We start from the raw sequence: 15486 nt of genomic DNA, 5'->3' as shown, positions 1-15486 counted from the left end.
CAACCAACCCTCTTTGCATCGGAACCCGGAATGACGCTGTATTCCCGCGACACGATCGAGGCCAAGCTGGCGGACGCTTTTGCCCCGGATAGTCTCAAGGTCATCGACGAAAGCCACCTGCATGCCGGTCACCACCATGGGGCGAGCGAGCATCATGCTGGCTTCGATGGGTCGGCGGGTACGCATTTTCGCGTCATGATCGTCTCTTCCCTGTTTGCCGGACTGAGCCGTATCGACCGGCATCGTGCCGTGAACAAGGCGCTGGCCGACGAATTGGTTTCCGGCGTGCACGCGCTGGCCATCGAGGCGAAGGCACCGGGCGAGCCGACGCGGCGTTGATCGCGCTGCCGTCGGCCCGCGCCGCCCAACGCCATGCCCACCGCCGGCGGCGGACCGCAGTCGGCCTCAGCTTTGCCGCGGCGCTGTCGTGCCTTGCGGGGATGACGGATGTGGTGGGGTTTCTCCTCGCCGGCGACTTCGTATCGTTCATGAGCGGCAATACGACGCGGCTCGCCGTCGCGATCGGCGGCCTGCGGCTTGTGGCGGTGCTGCATCTGGCGCTGCTCGTGCTGGTCTTCGTCCTCGGCAATGCCGCCGGCGTTCTGTTCGCCCATTTCACCGGGCGGCGGCACGGCGCCATCGTCGGGCTGGTGGCCGCCTTGCTCCTGGCGTCGGCGGGCCTCTCGGGACAGGGGCTGGAGCGGGTCTCGATCATTCTCCTCGTCTTCGCCATGGGCTCCGTCAACGTCGCGATGGAGAGGGTCGAGGGCCATTCGCTGGGGGTGACCTACGTCTCCGGCGCGCTGTCGCGTTTCGGTCGCGGCCTCGGACGGCGGATGCTCGGCCGCGCAGTGCCGAACTGGTGGTTCGAGATCGTGCCCTGGTGCGGCATGCTCACCGGCGCCGTCGTCGGCGCGGTCGCCTTCGGCCTCATCGGCGCGCTGGCGATCTGGCTGTCGGCGGGCTTCGCCACGCTGATCGCCGCCGCCTCCCTGCTCATCCCCGCCCGCTGGCGACGGCAGTATTTCGCCGGCTGATGGGGCGGGGCCGTTGGGCGTATTCGCGTCCGGTGGAGATGCTTTCGCGCTTTGGTCTCGCTGAGCCTTTTGGGGCGGGTGAGTCCACATGAGCGGTGGGCTCCTCAGCGGATCATTTCGACGGTGACGCCGATGGCTCTTCCGGCCTCGCTCCACGCCTTGTCCGCGGTGAGGGCGGGGCGTCTCCTGCGCTGTGCCAGCGCCAGGCAGGCGCGGTCGGCGAAGGACAGACCGAAACTCTTCGTCGCAAAGCGCAAGCTGCCAGCGGTGTAAGCGGCTTCGGTATCAAAAGCCTCGATCGTGAGATCGAGCGATGCCAGCAAACGCTCTGCCCCGCTCCGGTCGAGCCCAAGGTCAGAGAGTTTTGCGACGACTTCGGAGAGGTTCACGGCAGAAATCAGGTCCCCTGACAAAGCCGCCTCGACCCTTTGATCTCCCGGCTCCCGGTTAATCAGGAAAGGATTGCGGAAGCATCAAGGACGTAGCCTTCACTCATTCTCCGCTTCCCGGCGGCGGTCAGAGATCAGCTCCTCCGACAGGACGCGCGCCGTTGGATTCAATGCCTGAACCTCTGCCTGAACCTCCCGGAGCGCCACGGCGATCGAGCGAAGCCGCAATTCGCCCGCTTCCATGTCCATGATGAGCGTGTCGCAGGGGGAGATGCCGAGGGCCCGTTGGAACGATGCGGGGATGACGAGCCTGCCGCCCTCCGTCACCTTGACCTTCCGCGCGTCCATCGCTTTCGCCGCTCCTGCCTCGTACCCTCAGCTATAATTCATCCTCGACCGCTTGTCGCATCGTCGGGCGAAAATCGAGCCGCGGCTCGTCGTAGCTTCGGCTCAGGCCAGTTCGTCGGCCAGGAACGTCGATACTTCGGCAGGATCGACATCGTTCGCGATGAAGGCCTCGCCGATGCCGCGCGTGAGGATGAAGGTGAGGCGGCCGCGGCTGACCTTCTTGTCCTGGCCGATGGCGCGCATCAGGGTCTCGACGGAGAAACCTTCGCCGGGAATTTCGCCGATGGTGGTCGGCAGGCCGGCGGCCTGCAGGTGGCGCTCGGCGCGGACCGCATCCTGGCCGCTGCAGAGCCCAAGCCGGACCGAGAAGCGATGGGCCAGCGCCATGCCGATCGATACGGCCTCGCCATGCACCAGCCGCGCCGTGTCGTAGCTGCAGGCTGCCTCCAGCGCGTGGCCGAAAGTGTGGCCGAGGTTCAGGAGGGCGCGGCGGCCGTCTTCGCGCTCGTCGGCGGCGACGACTTCGGCCTTGGCGCGGCAGCTGGTGGCGATCGCCTCGGCGCGTTCCGGGCCACCGACGAAGACCGCCGTACGGTTCTGCTCCAGCCATTCGAAGAAGTCCGGCCGGTCGATCAGTCCGTATTTGACCACCTCGGCATAGCCGGCGGCGAATTCGCGCGGGCTGAGAGTATCGAGCACCGCAGTATCGGCGAGCACCAGCGCTGGCTGGTGGAATACGCCGACGAGGTTCTTGCCTTGCGGCGAATTGATGCCGGTCTTGCCGCCAACCGAACTGTCGACCTGCGCCAGCAGCGAGGTCGGGATCTGCACGAAGCGCATGCCGCGCCGAACAATCCCGGCGACGAAGCCGGAGAGGTCGCCGATGACGCCGCCGCCGAGCGCCACCACCGCGTCGCCGCGCTCGAGCCTTGCCGCGATCACCGCCTCGACGGCGACCTGCAGCTGGGCGAAGGATTTGGTCGTCTCGCCGGCCGGCAGGACCAGCGTCGCCGCCTCGATCCCGGCGTCGGCGAGCGAGCTCTGGAGCGGCGGCAGATGCAGCGCCGCAACGTTCTCGTCGGTGATGACGGCGACGCGGATGCCCGGCAGGCGCCCGGCGATCTCGACGCCGGCGCCGGCGATCAAGCCCTTGCCGATCAGGATGTCGTAGGAACGGTCGGCGAGGTCGACCCGCACGATGCGGGTCTCGGCGGGCGCAAGGCTCATGCTATCGGTCCAGGTGGCGGTCGAGGGCGTCGACGATCTCGTCGGCGATCACCTCTCGCCGGACGTTGCGGGACTGGATGGTGATGTCGGCCTCGGCATAGACGGGATAGCGCTGGGCCATCAGCCCCTCCATCACCGCCCGCGGGTCGGCGGCCAGGAGCAGCGGGCGCGTCGCGCGGCGCGACACTCGCTCCATCAGGACGTCGAGATCGGCTTTCAGCCAGATGGTGATGGCCTTCTCGCGCAGCATGGTCCGCGTTTCCTCGGCCATGTAGGCGCCGCCGCCGGTGGCCAGAACCAGCGGTCCCGTCTGCGCCAGGCGGGCGACGACGCGGGCCTCGAGGGCCCTGAACTCCGGCTCGCCATAGGCTTTGAAGATTTCCGACACCGACATGCGCGCGGCCGACTCGATCTCGGTGTCGGCATCGCGGAACGGCAGGTCCAGCACCTGCCCGAGCTTGCGCCCGACGGTCGACTTGCCGGCGCCCATCAGGCCGATCAGCGTGATGCAGCGTCCGCGCAGCCGCGCCGATATGTCGAGCCCCTGGTCCGGGCGAGGTGCACTCCTCATCGTCGGTCTCTGTCGTCCCTGATCTTGGATCTTGGAGACAGGAATTCCCTCTTCCCGTCAAGTTCCAGGCCCGGTCAAGTTCCGGACGGGGATCTGCGGGACGGGTTGGCGCTTGCGCCGAATACCGCAATCTTTAAACGAAAGCGCGGTAAGCTTCGCGAAACGATCACCATGCCCTGTCTCCGATAGAATGGCGTATCCGTCATGCCCACCCTCGTCCGACTGCTGACGGTGCTTCTGATCCTTGCCGGAACGGTGTTCGCGGTGATGGCGGCCCTCGTCTACCTCGTCGAGCCGACGCCCCGCGCCGTGGTCATCGATCTGCCGCTGAACCAGCTGAAGCCACCGCCGCCAACAGGTCAGCCGATGGTGCCCCGCCCGTGAAGACCGCGACCGCGCCGGCGGGGGAGCCGCCAATCCGCCGCGATGCCACCGACATCGAGACCTTCATCGAGATGATGGCGGTCGAGCGCGGCGCAGCCGAGAACACGCTCGACGCCTATCGCCGCGACCTCGAGGATGCCGCCGGCTTCCTGGCCGGGGAGGGCGGCAGTCTCGCCTCGGCCACGACCGACGACATCCGCGGCTTCGTCTCGGACCTGGCGGCGCGCGGTTTTGCTGCCTCCAGCCAGTCGCGCCGGATGTCCTCGCTGCGGCAGTTCTACAAGTTCCTCTACGCCGAGGGGATGCGCGGCGACGATCCGACGGGGCCGATCGAGACGGCGCGCAAGGCTCGGCCGCTGCCGAAGATCATGAGCGAGGCCGAGGTGGACCGGCTGATCGACGCGGCCGCCGCCGCCGCCGGTGCCGCGGACCTTTCCGGGCTGGCGCTGGTGCGGGCGATGCGGATGCACGCGCTGGTCGAGGTGCTCTATGCGACGGGCCTGCGCGTTTCCGAACTCGTCAGCCTGCCGCGCTCGGTGCTGCGGTCGAAGAACCGTCTGATCATTGTGCGCGGCAAGGGCGACAAGGAGCGGATGGTGCCGATCGGCGAGCGCGCCCGCGACGCCCTTCAGGGTTTTGGCGAGGCGATGCGGGCTGCCGCCACGCTGGCGCCCAGCGCAGGCAAGCAGGACCAGCCCTGGCTCTTCCCGGCGCTGTCGGAAAGCGGCCACATGACGCGCCAGGCCTTCGCCCGCGACCTGAAGGCGCTGGCGGGCCGCGCAGGCATCTCCGCCTCGCGGGTGTCGCCGCACGTGCTGCGGCATGCGTTTGCGAGCCATCTCCTGCAGAACGGCGCCGATCTCAGGGCCGTTCAGGAACTGCTCGGGCATGCTGATATCTCGACGACGCAGATCTATACCCATGTGCTCGAGGAACGCCTGATCCGCCTGGTTTCCGACCACCATCCGCTGTCGGAGATCAGCGGCGGCTGAGGCGAGGGCTGCCGGCGCGGCGGATTTCTTGACAAGCCGGGGCCATGTCGTCAGTTTGCGCCGCAACTCGAACCCTCTGTCCCTGGCCCCCGGCCGACGACGCCGGCCACCGGCGAGCGCTCGGTCCTTGCGACGGAAAGAGGCTGTTCCCCGCGAGAAAAAGGACGGCCTCGGTCGCTCATGCACAACTATCTCGACTTCGAAAAGCCGGTCGCCGACCTGGAAACGCAGATCCTGTCGCTGAAGGAGATCGGCGCCGACAAGGATGGCGTCGATGTCACCGAGGAGATCGGCCGCCTGGAGAAGCGCTCGCGCGATGCGCTGGTCGATCTCTACAAGAAGCTGACGCCTTGGCAGAAGACGCAAGTCGCGCGCCATCCCGACCGGCCGCACTGCCTCGACTACATCGGGCGGATGATCACCGACTTCACGCCGCTCGCCGGTGACCGGTTCTACGCCGAGGATCTCGCGATCGTCGCCGGCTTCGGCCGCTTCGACGGCCAGTCGGTCGCGGTGATCGGGCAGGAGAAGGGTTCGGACACCCAGACACGGCTGAAGCACAATTTTGGCATGGCGCGGCCCGAAGGCTACCGCAAGGCGGTTCGCATCATGGAGATGGCCGAGCGCTTCGGCATCCCGGTGCTGACGCTGGTCGACACCGCCGGCGCCTATCCCGGCATCGGCGCGGAGGAGCGCGGCCAGGCCGAGGCGATCGCCCGCTCGACCGAGGCCTGCCTCAACCTCAAGGTGCCGATCGTCTCGCTGGTGATCGGCGAGGGCGGCTCGGGCGGCGCCATCGCCATCGCCGCCGCCAACCGGGTGCTGATGCTGGAGCACGCGATCTACAGCGTGATCTCGCCGGAAGCCGGTGCCTCGATCCTCTGGCGCGACGCGACGCGGGCGCAGGATGTCGCCCAGGCGATGAAGATCACCGCGCAGGACCTGAAGGGTTTCGGCGTCATCGACGAGATCGTGCCGGAGCCGCTCGGCGGCGCTCATCGCCAGAACGAGGAGGCGATCGACCTCGCGGCCGACCGGGTGCGGGCAGCGCTGGCGGAACTGACGGCGCTCGACGGCGAGACCGTCCGGCGGCAGCGGCGCGAAAAGTTCCTGTCGATCGGTCGCAATCTGTAGCTTTTTTCCGCGTTCTGCGGCATGGCATTCACTATCGAGGGCGGTCGTGGCTTTTTCGCCACGGCCGCCCTCGCGGTTTTATGGTGAACTCCCCAGGAAATCCGAGCGCCGCAGCACTTTTCGCGCCTGCACGCGACGGGGCGCCAAGGTCTTAACCGCCTGTTAAGGCGGCAGGGCCAAAAAGACATAACTTGTCCTTAACCCGAGCGCTGGCCGGGGCGGGGACGCGAGATGCCGATCAGGGGCCGGTTCGCCGGAAGATCGGGCGCAGGGAGTGGGTCCTTGCTCAACGAGGGTACGGGGATGCTCGTCAGACGCCTGGTGACCGCAGCGGTTCTTGCGGCCAGCATGATGGTGATGTCGGCCTGCCAGCCGGGCGCCGATCTCGGCGACCTGATGGGCGCGGACGCGCCGGTTCCGGCTGCCCTCGTCAAGGAGATGAAGCTCAAGGACATGGGCGTTAAATCGCCGATCCTGGTGCGTCTCTACAAGGAAGAGTCGCAGCTCGAGGTCTGGAAGCAGAAGACCAGCGGCCAGTACGAACTCCTGAAGACCTATGCGATCTGCGCCTGGTCCGGCAAGCTCGGGCCGAAGCGTGTTGAGGGCGACCGCCAGGCGCCCGAGGGCTTCTACACCGTCACCCAGGGCAGCCTGAATCCCGGCTCGCAGCACCATCTCGCGGTCAATATCGGCTATCCCAACCAGTATGACCGCGCCAATGGCAGCACCGGCCAGAACCTGATGATCCATGGCTCCTGCAATTCGTCCGGCTGCTATGCCATGGACGACTGGCAGGTCGAGGAGCTCTACGCGCTTGCCCGCGACAGCTTCGCCGGCGGCCAGCGCTCGTTCCAGATCCAGGCCTATCCGTTCCGGATGACGCCGAAGAACATGGCCCGTCACCGGCAGTCCGAGCACTACGCCTTCTGGAAGATGCTGAAGGAAGGCTCGGACCGTTTCGAGCTGACCAAGAAGGTGCCGGACGTCGGCGTGTGCGAGAAGCGCTATGTCTTCGACCCCAAGCTCGAGGACGGGCAGAAGCTCGACGCCGCCGGCAAGTGCCCGGTGGTGACGGAAACTGCCGAAGTCGCCGCCAAGCAGATCGCCGACCAGGCCGAGGAAGACAAGCTCGTCGCCTTGATGAAGCCGACCGACTTCGCGCCGGTCTCGACCTTCAGCTACAAGACCGGTTCGCCGATCACCGCCGACGCCTATGCCACCGAGCAGCATCGCCGCGAAGGCTACGACCGGCTGGGCAAGCCGATCGAGGTGCGCAAGGCGACAGTCTTCGACGGCATGCTCGGCCGGAAGTAATCAGCGATATTGCCGGCGGCAGTGCGCAGGCTGGACGTGCTGCCGGCGGATCTTCGGGTAATTCGTTCACACCACCAAGCCAGCTCGCCCGGATGAGCGGCAAGATACGCCCGGGATCGTGATCTCCGCGCCGCGCGCGGGCAAGACGACGCTTTTGGAAGCGTCGACAAGAGCCGTCGACACCTCCCGCCGGAATTTCCAGCTCTCAATTCAGAGCGATGGAGAGTCCTTTGTACGTCCTTCCGGACGTACGGCGTTCTAGTGGTTCATGCCCGGCATGTGGCCCATGCCCGGCATCGCGTCCCCTTCCGCGTCGCCGGCCTCTGGCGACTGGCCGACGCCGAGCACCGGCAGGGCGACCTCGACCGTCCCCGCCTTCTCGAAGCTCAGCGTCACCGGCACCGTGTCGCCGGTCTTGAACGGCTTGGTGACGCCGGTGAACATCATGTGGAGGCCGCCCGGCATCAGCGCGACGGTGCCGCCCGCGGGCACTGCGACGCCGTCCGGCAAGGGGCGCATCGACATCACCTCGCCGTTCATCGACATCTCGTGCAGTTCGCCCTTCCGGGCGAGCGGTGTCGCGACGCCGAGCAGGCGGTCGGCTCCGCCGGCGTTGCGGATGGTGAGATAGCCGCCGCCGACCGGCTGGTTCGGCAGCATGGCGCGGGTGAAGCCGCCGGAAATGGTGATGTCGCCCTGCACTGCCTGGCCGGCGCCGGGCTCGGCGAGAGCCGCGACCGGCAGCAGGAGGGCGAAGGCTGCGAGAGCAAGGCGTTTCATGCGATCTCTTTCGTCCGCCCGGCGGCGGGGCCGTCAGGCATGCTGGTCAGGGTGCCGCACCAAGCGATTTCGACTGGCCTGCCCCGATAATTCCTGAAACTCTGTCGCATAAGCGCGGCACCCGCCGCAATCATTCGGAGACATCCATGGCCGTGACGATCTATCACAATCCCGATTGCCAGACCTCGCAGGCGGCGCTGCAGGCGATCGAGGCGACCGGAGAGGCGCCGGAAATCATTGAGTACCTGAAGACCCCGCCGAGCCGCGAGACGCTGATCGAACTGCTCGACGTGATGGGCATGAAGCCGCGCGACCTGCTGCGCAAAAAGGGCACGCCCTACGCCGAGCTCGGCCTCGACGATCCCGCGCTCGACGACGAGGAAATCCTCGACCAGATGATCGAGCATCCGATCCTGATCAACCGGCCGATCGTCGTGACGGACAAGGGCGTGCGGCTGTGCCGGTCGCCGGGGGACGTCGAGGCGATCCTGTAGTCAGGCTAACGTCAGGGCGTAGCGCTTGCTCTAATTGATTGAGGCGGTCGCCGAGCGACCGCCTCAATGCTGTCAGGCGTAGGCGCCGTGGCAGTGCTTGAACTTCTTGCCGGAGCCGCATGGGCAAGGCTCGTTGCGGCCGACGGTGCCCCAGAGGCTCGCATCCTCGGTGCCGGGTTCGCCGGCGCTAAGGCTGTCGGTTGGCGGGGCGAACTCGTCGATGCCGGTGTCGGCGTCGATGTGATGGCCCTCGGCGAGCTGCAGGATATCGTCCTGCGGCTGCTCATCCTGGCGAACGATCTCGACGCGCATCAGCTGCGAGGTCGTGCGCTCGCGCAGGTGCCCGAGCATGGTCTCGAACAGCTCGAAGCCTTCCGACTTGTACTCGTTCAGCGGATCGCGCTGCGCATAGCCGCGGAAGCCGACGACCGAACGCAGGTGGTCGAGGTTGACGAGATGCTCGCGCCACAGCGCGTCGATGGTCTGCAGGACCACGGAGCGCTCGACATAGGTCATCATCTCCGGGCCGAAGCGCTCGCCCTTCTCGGCATAGGCGGCATCGGCGGCGGCGATGATGCGCTCGCGGATGACTTCCTCGTCGATGCCCTCCTCGTCGGCCCAGGCCTGGATGGGCAGGTCTAGGTTCAACAGGTCGAGCGCGTCCTCGCGCAGTTCGGCGGTCTGCCACTGCTCGGCATAAGCGCGCTCAGGGATCCGGCGGCTGACGATCATGTCGATGGTCGCCAGGCGCATGTCCGAAATGGTCTCGGACAGGTCGTTCGAATCCATCAGCTCCAGCCGCTGGTCGAAGATGACCCGGCGCTGGTCGTTCATTACGTCGTCGTACTTCAGGAGGTTCTTGCGGATGTCGAAGTTGCGGGCCTCGACCTTCTTCTGCGCCTTCTCCAGAGCTTTGTTGATCCAGGGGTGGACGATCGCCTCGTCCTCCTTCAGGCCGAGGCGCGTCAGCATGGTGTCCATGCGCTCGGAGCCGAAGATCCGCATCAGGTCGTCCTGCAGCGACAGGAAGAACTTCGAGCGGCCGGGATCGCCCTGGCGGCCGGAACGGCCACGCAGCTGGTTGTCTATACGCCGGCTCTCGTGCCGTTCGGTGGCGAGGACGTAGAGACCGCCGGCCTTCAGCGCGATTTCCTTCAGCCGCTTGATGTCGGTCTTGATCGCGGCCTCGGCGGCATCGCGCTCGGGACCTTCCGGCATGTCCTTCAGCTCGTGCTCGATGCGCATGTCGGCATTGCCGCCGAGCTGGATGTCGGTGCCGCGGCCGGCCATGTTGGTGGCGATCGTCACCGCGCCGGGCACGCCGGCCTGGCTGACGATGTAGGCTTCCTGCTCGTGGTAACGCGCGTTCAGCACCTGGAAGTTCTTGAGGCCACTCTCGCGTAGCCGCTCGGCGAGCAGCTCCGACTTCTCGATCGAGGTGGTGCCGACGAGGGTCGGCTGGCCGCGGCTGGAAGCCTCGGCGACCTCCTTGGCGATCGCCCGGAACTTCTCCTCGGCGGTCCGATAGACCTCGTCGTCCTCGTCGATGCGGCTGACCGGCAGGTTGGTCGGGATCTCCAGCACGTCGAGGCCGTAGATGTCGCCGAACTCGGCAGCTTCCGTCGACGCCGTGCCGGTCATGCCGGCGAGCTTGCCGTACATGCGGAAGTAGTTCTGGAAGGTGATCGAGGCGAGCGTCTGGTTCTCGGGCTGGACGGTGACGCCTTCCTTGGCCTCGAGTGCCTGGTGCAGGCCTTCCGAGAACCGACGGCCCGGCATCATGCGGCCGGTGAACTCGTCGATGATGACGATCTCGTCGTTGCGGACGATGTAATCCTTGTCGCGCTGGAACAGCGTGTGCGCCTTCAGCGCGTTGTTGACGTGGTGGACGATCGCCACGTTCTCGATGTCGTAGAGCGAGGTGCCGACCAGCTGGCCGGCGGACTCCAGCAGACGCTCCAGCTTCTCGGTGCCGTCCTCGGTGAAGGCGACCTGGCGCTGCTTCTCGTCGAGCTCGTAGTCTTCCTTGCCGAGCTGCGGGATGAAGGTATCGATGGTCTTGTAGAGGTCCGAGCGGTCGTCGAGCGGGCCGGAGATGATCAGCGGCGTGCGCGCCTCGTCGATCAGGATCGAATCCACCTCATCGACGATGGCGAAGTGGTGGCCGCGCTGCACCATCTGGCCGCGGTCATACTTCATGTTGTCGCGGAGATAGTCGAAGCCGAGCTCGTTATTGGTGGCGTAGGTGATGTCGCAGGCATAGGCCGCGCGGCGCTGGTCGTCGCTGAGGCCGTGGGTGATGATGCCGACCGAGAGGCCGAGGAAGCGATAGACCTTGGCCATCCACTCGGCGTCGCGCGTGGCGAGGTAGTCGTTGACGGTGACGACGTGCGCGCCCTTGCCGGCGAGCGCATTGAGGTAGACCGGAAGCGTCGCGACCAGCGTCTTGCCCTCGCCGGTGCGCATTTCGGCGATCGACTTGCGGTTCAGCACCATGCCGCCGATCATCTGCACGTCAAAATGCCGCATGCCGAGGGCGCGCTTTGCCGCCTCGCGCACGGTCGCGAACGCGGGCACCAGAAGGTCGTCGACCGGCTTGCCGGCGGCGATCTCGGCCTTAAAGGTCGCGGTGCGGCCGCGCAGCTCGTCGTCGCTGAGGGCGACCAGCGAAGGCTCTAGGGCACTGATCTCGCGCACGAAGGAATCGAACTTGCGCACGACGCGGTCGTTCGACGAACCAAGCAACTTGCGGGCTAAGCCGCCGAAACTGACCATGATCAGGACTTTCCAAAGATTAAGCGGTGCGGCCTGACGTCTTCATTGTCTGCCGACGGGTCCAGGGCGATCCGGTCTCGGCCGAAGAGGCCGTGCGCCGCTATCACGATCCCAGCCGATCCGAGCGGATTAAACGTTAGGGATCAAAGAGTTAAACATCGCGTCAGCATGCTGCCGTTTCCCGTCATCGGCGTCGCGTGTCGGGACCTGCGGCTGGACTTTGATGACGCGAGAGAGATAAGAGGGGGGCTAAGCGATGTCAACGCCGCCCACCGGCGCCGTGCGGCCTTCAAAAGACCGCAAAGCAAGGACTTCCAACCACGCGTTCAAAGAGCGGCCCGCACCGAGAGGCCGGCATCCGTGTCGCCCGAGAAATCCGAGGAACTGACTTTATGACCCGTATCATCACGCTTCTTCTTGCCGCGACCAGCCTGTCGCTGGCGGGCATGGCCCTCCCGGCCAGCGCCGCCGACACCGACGTCGTTGCCAAGGTGGGCACCCAGTCGATCACCGAAGGCGACCTGACGCTCGCCGCCGGCGACCTCGGCGAGCAGTTCGAGAAGCTGCCGCCCGAGCAGCGCAAGCTGGCCGTGCTGTCCGCGCTGATCGACATCAAGTCGCTCGCCCAGGAAGCCGAGAAGACCGACATCGAGAAGGACCCGGTGGTGCAGGCACGCATCGCCTTCCTGCGCGAGCGGGCGCTGCACAACGCCTACTTCCAGAAGCAAGGCGTCGACGGCATCAAGGACGAGGAATTGAAGGCGCGCTACGACGCCGAACTCGCTAAGCTGAAGCCGGTCGAGGAAGTCCATGCCCGCCACATCCTGGTGAAGACCAAGGAAGAGGCCGAGGCGGTGATCAAGGAACTCGACGGCGGTGCCGACTTCATGACGCTGGCCGCGTCGAAATCCGCCGGCCCGTCCGGTCCCGAAGGCGGCGATCTCGGCTTCTTCGGTCCCGGCCAGATGGTGCCGCCTTTCGAGAAGGCCGCCTATGCGCTCGAGGTCGGGAAGTATACCGAGGCACCGATCGAGACCCAGTTCGGCTGGCATGTCATCCAGGTGACGGAGAAGCGGCCGCAGCCGCAGCCGAGCTTCGACGACGTCAAGGACCAGGTTCGCCAGGTGCTGATGCGCGAGAAGTACATGGCCATCGTCCAGAAGGCCCGCGACGACCTGAAGGTCGAGTATGTCGACCCGAAGGTGAAGACGCAGGTCGAGGCGATGGAAAAGTCGATCGCCAACGGCGCACCGGCCGACGGCGAGGCAGCGCCCGCCGAGGGTGCTCCGGCCGAGACTGCACCTGCGGAGACTGCCCCGGCCGAGGGCGATGCCCCCGCCACGGCGCCTGCACCCGCCCAGTAAGACGTAACGACGACTGCCGGCGGAGGAGGGCGATGCCCGCTTTCTTCCGCCGGTCCGCAGGCCGGACGGCCGGCGACAGCGCGATCCCCAGAAGGCTTCCCGAGCCAGACGGCTTCCCGAGAAGGAACGACCATGAGCGTGAGCGTCTCCCCGCTGGCCCCCGTGGCCATGCCCGACATGCCGGCCATCGAGGGCCTGCGCATCGCGACGGGTGCGGCCGGCATTAAGTACAAGGGCCGCACCGACGTGCTGCTGATGGTGCTCGATGCGCCCGGCGGCATTGCCGGCGTGTTCACCAAGTCGAAATGCCCGTCGGCGCCGGTCGACTTCTGCCGCGACAGCCTGAAGGGCGGGAGCGTCCGCGCCGTCGTCGTCAATTCCGGCAATGCGAACGCCTTCACCGGCCGCAAGGGCCGCGAGACCACGGCAATGACAGCGGTCGCCGCCGCTGAGGCTGTCGGCTGCAAGACCGGCGAGGTTTTCCTCGCCTCGACCGGCGTCATCGGCGAGCCGCTCGATGCCGGCAAGTTCGCGCACCTTCTGGAAGGCCTTGCCGCCGAGGCGACCGGCGACCGCTGGCGCGATGCCGCCGACGCGATCATGACCACCGACACCTATGCCAAGGTCGCCACCCGCACGGTCGAGATCGACGGCGTGGCGGTCACCTTGAACGGCATCGCCAAGGGCGCCGGCATGATCGCGCCGGACATGGCGACCATGCTGTCCTTCCTCGCCACCGATGCGGCGATCTCCTCCGCGGCGCTGCAGGCGATGCTGTCGGCCGCCGTCGAGCCGAGCTTCAACTCCGTCACGGTCGACAGCGACACCTCGACCTCCGACACGCTGCTGCTGCTGTCAACCGGCGCGGCCGCCGCCCGCGGCTGCCCTGAGATCACCGACGGCGCCGACCCGCGCCTTGCCGACTTCAAGCTGGCGCTCGCCGACATGCTGCTCGACCTCGCCCGCCAGGTGGCGCGCGACGGCGAAGGCGCCCGGCACGAGATCCAGGTGACGGTCGAGGGCGCGGTCAGCGACGCCTCCGCCAAGCGCATCGCCCTGTCGATCGCCAACTCGCCGCTGGTGAAGACGGCGGTCGCCGGCGAGGACGCCAACTGGGGCCGCGTCGTCATGGCCGTCGGCAAGGCCGGCGAGCCGGCCGACCGCGACCTCCTCACCATCTCCTTCGGCGAGGTGCGCGTCGCGGTGAAGGGCGAGCGCGATCCGGACTACAGCGAGGCGGCGGCGGCGGCGGTGATGAAGCGGCCGGAAGTTCCGATCCGGGTCGAACTCGGTCTCGGCGCCGGGCGCTGGACGGTCTATACCTGCGATCTCACGAAGGAATATGTCGAGATCAATGGCGACTATCGAAGCTGAGTTCATGAAGCGTCTCGCCGTCGTCCGCCGGCTGGAGGCTGCCGGCTTCCGGGCCTGGCCTGCCACCTCCACCGTCTATGACGGCACGTGGGCCGTGCGGCTGACCAAGAGCTTTCCCGCCAAGCGGCTGAACTCGGTCAATCCGCTCGACCCGTCCGACCATTCCGACATCGAGGGTCGGATCGAACGGGCGGCCGAGCGCTTCGCCGCAGCGGGGCGGCCGCTGGTGTTCCGCCAGTCGCCGCTGGCGCCAACGCCGCTGATCGAGCATCTCGACCGCGCCGGCTGGTCGCGCTTTGCCGAATCCATCGTCTTCACCGCCGACCTCGCCACGCTCGACCTGTCGAGCGCCATCGACCGGATCCCGACCAAGGACCTCGGGCGCTACATCAATGCGAGCCTTGTCGTGCACGATCGCTCCGACGACATGCGCCAGGGCCTGACCGAGATCCTCGAATCGATCCGTCCACCCGCTGGCCTGTTCGTGCAGGAGGAAGCGGGGAAGGCGATCGCCGTGGCGCTGGCGATTCACGACAACGACCTGGCCGGCGTGCTCGACGTCGCCGTGGCCGAAGGCAGCCGCCAGAAAGGCATCGGGCGCGACATCGTGGCGTCGGCGCTGCGCCACACCTTGCACAAGGGTGCGCGCACCGGCTGGCTGCAGGTCGAGGCGGAGAACACCGCGGGCCTCGCCCTCTACCGCAATCTCGGTTTCGTCGAGGCCTATCGTTACATCTACCGCTCGCCGCCGGCCTGACGACGCGGAGTGCTGGTGACCCGCCCGGACGGCCCGTCCGCGGCTTTCCCGCATCTGACGGGGCAAACGTCGAGGAAATCACCATGCCTGCGAAAACCATCCTCCTCGTCGCGGCCTGTGCGCTGATCGATGCCGATCGCCGGGTGCTCATCGCCGAGCGCCCGGAAGGCAAGTCGCTGGCGGGGCTCTGGGAGTTTCCGGGCGGCAAGGTGGAGGCCGGCGAGACGCCCGAGGAGACGCTGATCCGCGAGCTCCAGGAGGAGATCGGCGTCACGACGCAGGCCGCGTGCCTCGCGCCGTTGACCTTCGCCAGCCATCTCTACCCCGACTTCCATCTGCTGATGCCGCTTTACGTCTGCCGCCGCTATGAGGGCATTGCCCGGCCGCGCGAGGGGCAGCGGCTGAAATGGGTGCGGCCGAAGGACCTTCGCGACTATCCCATGCCCCCGGCCGACGCGCCGCTGATCCCGTTCCTCGTCGACCTCATCTGAAAAAACTGTCGCTCGGGAAGCCTGCCCCAGACCCTAACCTTTGCTGAAGGACCGG

Annotated in this window: 17 protein-coding genes; 11 read left to right on the top strand and 6 right to left on the bottom strand. The window is 66.9% G+C overall.

Translation table 11 applies throughout. The features are described from left to right. The first annotated feature begins 30 nt into the window (after positions 1-30). Together ACZL02_RS11075 and ACZL02_RS11070 are read left to right on the top strand one after the other, a co-directional pair. A complete protein-coding gene (locus ACZL02_RS11075; protein ID WP_472935810.1) occupies positions 31-339 on the top strand; it encodes a BolA family protein in 309 nt (102 codons plus the stop codon). Then, positions 336-1037, top strand: a complete 702-nt coding sequence (locus ACZL02_RS11070; protein ID WP_472939669.1) for a YoaK family protein — start codon at positions 336-338, stop codon at positions 1035-1037. Before ACZL02_RS11075 ends, ACZL02_RS11070 begins: the two co-directional genes overlap by 4 nt. A gap of 104 nt (positions 1038-1141) precedes the next feature. On the opposite strand, the gene ACZL02_RS11065 is transcribed toward ACZL02_RS11070, so the two are convergent. From ACZL02_RS11065 to ACZL02_RS11050, 4 genes are all read right to left on the bottom strand, one after another. Next, positions 1142-1426, bottom strand: coding sequence for a PIN domain-containing protein (locus ACZL02_RS11065; protein WP_472939668.1), 285 nt, complete (start codon positions 1424-1426; stop codon positions 1142-1144). 99 nt (positions 1427-1525) lie between these two features. Next, positions 1526-1774 (bottom strand): AbrB/MazE/SpoVT family DNA-binding domain-containing protein, encoded by a 249-nt coding sequence (locus ACZL02_RS11060; protein ID WP_472939667.1) that lies wholly within the window; start codon positions 1772-1774, stop codon positions 1526-1528. Between the two features lie 102 nt (positions 1775-1876). Beyond that, entirely contained in the window at positions 1877-3001 is a 1125-nt protein-coding gene (aroB, locus tag ACZL02_RS11055; RefSeq protein ID WP_472939666.1) for a 3-dehydroquinate synthase, read from the bottom strand. A 1-nt stretch (position 3002) separates the two neighbouring features. Then, positions 3003-3572: a shikimate kinase gene (locus ACZL02_RS11050; RefSeq protein WP_472935807.1), complete on the bottom strand. Its 570-nt coding sequence runs from the start codon at positions 3570-3572 to the stop codon at positions 3003-3005. A gap of 204 nt (positions 3573-3776) precedes the next feature. On the opposite strand from ACZL02_RS11050, the gene ACZL02_RS11045 reads away from it, so the two are divergent. From ACZL02_RS11045 to ACZL02_RS11030, 4 genes are all read left to right on the top strand, one after another. Further along, positions 3777-3956 carry a hypothetical protein gene (locus tag ACZL02_RS11045; RefSeq protein ID WP_472939665.1) on the top strand — a complete coding sequence of 60 codons (180 nt, stop codon included), beginning with the start codon at positions 3777-3779 and terminating at the stop codon, positions 3954-3956. 32 nt (positions 3957-3988) lie between these two features. After that, positions 3989-4948, top strand: a complete 960-nt coding sequence (gene xerD, locus ACZL02_RS11040; protein WP_472940062.1) for a site-specific tyrosine recombinase XerD — start codon at positions 3989-3991, stop codon at positions 4946-4948. A gap of 180 nt (positions 4949-5128) precedes the next feature. Further along, positions 5129-6082, top strand: a complete 954-nt coding sequence (locus tag ACZL02_RS11035) for an acetyl-CoA carboxylase carboxyltransferase subunit alpha (RefSeq protein ID WP_472939664.1) — start codon at positions 5129-5131, stop codon at positions 6080-6082. Between the two features lie 303 nt (positions 6083-6385). Next, entirely contained in the window at positions 6386-7396 is a 1011-nt protein-coding gene (locus ACZL02_RS11030) for a L,D-transpeptidase family protein (protein WP_472939663.1), read from the top strand. Positions 7397-7654: 258 nt separating this feature from the next. Here ACZL02_RS11030 and ACZL02_RS11025 read toward each other — a convergent pair whose 3' ends face one another. Next, positions 7655-8176, bottom strand: a complete 522-nt coding sequence (locus ACZL02_RS11025) for a copper chaperone PCu(A)C (RefSeq protein WP_472939662.1) — start codon at positions 8174-8176, stop codon at positions 7655-7657. Positions 8177-8322: 146 nt separating this feature from the next. Here ACZL02_RS11025 and arsC point away from each other — a divergent pair, with 146 nt between their 5' ends. Continuing rightward, positions 8323-8670, top strand: a complete 348-nt coding sequence (gene arsC / locus ACZL02_RS11020) for an arsenate reductase (glutaredoxin) (protein WP_472939661.1) — start codon at positions 8323-8325, stop codon at positions 8668-8670. Between the two features lie 72 nt (positions 8671-8742). Here arsC and secA read toward each other — a convergent pair whose 3' ends face one another. Continuing rightward, positions 8743-11445, bottom strand: a complete 2703-nt coding sequence (gene secA / locus ACZL02_RS11015) for a preprotein translocase subunit SecA (protein WP_472939660.1) — start codon at positions 11443-11445, stop codon at positions 8743-8745. 392 nt (positions 11446-11837) lie between these two features. On the opposite strand from secA, the gene ACZL02_RS11010 reads away from it, so the two are divergent. The 4 genes from ACZL02_RS11010 to mutT all read left to right on the top strand — a co-directional run bounded on the left by ACZL02_RS11010 (position 11838) and on the right by mutT (position 15431). Continuing rightward, on the top strand, positions 11838-12809 hold the full coding sequence (locus tag ACZL02_RS11010) for a peptidylprolyl isomerase (protein ID WP_472939659.1): 972 nt from the start codon (positions 11838-11840) through the stop codon (positions 12807-12809). 132 nt (positions 12810-12941) lie between these two features. Then, complete coding sequence (argJ, locus tag ACZL02_RS11005; RefSeq protein ID WP_472939658.1) at positions 12942-14183, top strand: bifunctional glutamate N-acetyltransferase/amino-acid acetyltransferase ArgJ; 1242 nt, start codon at positions 12942-12944, stop codon at positions 14181-14183. Then, positions 14164-14940: a GNAT family N-acetyltransferase gene (locus ACZL02_RS11000; protein ID WP_496258426.1), complete on the top strand. Its 777-nt coding sequence runs from the start codon at positions 14164-14166 to the stop codon at positions 14938-14940. Before argJ ends, ACZL02_RS11000 begins: the two co-directional genes overlap by 20 nt. A gap of 83 nt (positions 14941-15023) precedes the next feature. Continuing rightward, on the top strand, positions 15024-15431 hold the full coding sequence (mutT, locus tag ACZL02_RS10995; protein ID WP_472939656.1) for an 8-oxo-dGTP diphosphatase MutT: 408 nt from the start codon (positions 15024-15026) through the stop codon (positions 15429-15431). Positions 15432-15486 lie beyond the last annotated feature (55 nt).

Source organism: Mesocryomonas fontinalis, from assembly GCF_055730125.2.
Note: the sequence above shows the minus strand (reverse complement) of the source record. Positions and strands in the feature narration are given on the sequence as shown.

Bases quoted from the DNA above. Each gene is read 5' to 3' on its own strand.
- ACZL02_RS11075 (WP_472935810.1), top strand. From the start codon at position 31: ATGACGCTGTATTCCCGCGACACGATCGAGGCCAAGCTGGCGGACGCT.
- ACZL02_RS11060 (WP_472939667.1), bottom strand. From the start codon at position 1,774: ATGGACGCGCGGAAGGTCAAGGTGACGGAGGGCGGCAGGCTCGTCATC.
- aroB (WP_472939666.1), bottom strand. From the start codon at position 3,001: ATGAGCCTTGCGCCCGCCGAGACCCGCATCGTGCGGGTCGACCTCGCC.
- ACZL02_RS11050 (WP_472935807.1), bottom strand. From the start codon at position 3,572: ATGAGGAGTGCACCTCGCCCGGACCAGGGGCTCGACATATCGGCGCGG.
- ACZL02_RS11045 (WP_472939665.1), top strand. From the start codon at position 3,777: ATGCCCACCCTCGTCCGACTGCTGACGGTGCTTCTGATCCTTGCCGGA.
- ACZL02_RS11035 (WP_472939664.1), top strand. From the start codon at position 5,129: ATGCACAACTATCTCGACTTCGAAAAGCCGGTCGCCGACCTGGAAACG.
- ACZL02_RS11030 (WP_472939663.1), top strand. From the start codon at position 6,386: ATGCTCGTCAGACGCCTGGTGACCGCAGCGGTTCTTGCGGCCAGCATG.
- ACZL02_RS11025 (WP_472939662.1), bottom strand. From the start codon at position 8,176: ATGAAACGCCTTGCTCTCGCAGCCTTCGCCCTCCTGCTGCCGGTCGCG.
- arsC (WP_472939661.1), top strand. From the start codon at position 8,323: ATGGCCGTGACGATCTATCACAATCCCGATTGCCAGACCTCGCAGGCG.
- secA (WP_472939660.1), bottom strand. From the start codon at position 11,445: ATGGTCAGTTTCGGCGGCTTAGCCCGCAAGTTGCTTGGTTCGTCGAAC.
- ACZL02_RS11010 (WP_472939659.1), top strand. From the start codon at position 11,838: ATGACCCGTATCATCACGCTTCTTCTTGCCGCGACCAGCCTGTCGCTG.
- argJ (WP_472939658.1), top strand. From the start codon at position 12,942: ATGAGCGTGAGCGTCTCCCCGCTGGCCCCCGTGGCCATGCCCGACATG.
- ACZL02_RS11000 (WP_496258426.1), top strand. From the start codon at position 14,164: ATGGCGACTATCGAAGCTGAGTTCATGAAGCGTCTCGCCGTCGTCCGC.
- mutT (WP_472939656.1), top strand. From the start codon at position 15,024: ATGCCTGCGAAAACCATCCTCCTCGTCGCGGCCTGTGCGCTGATCGAT.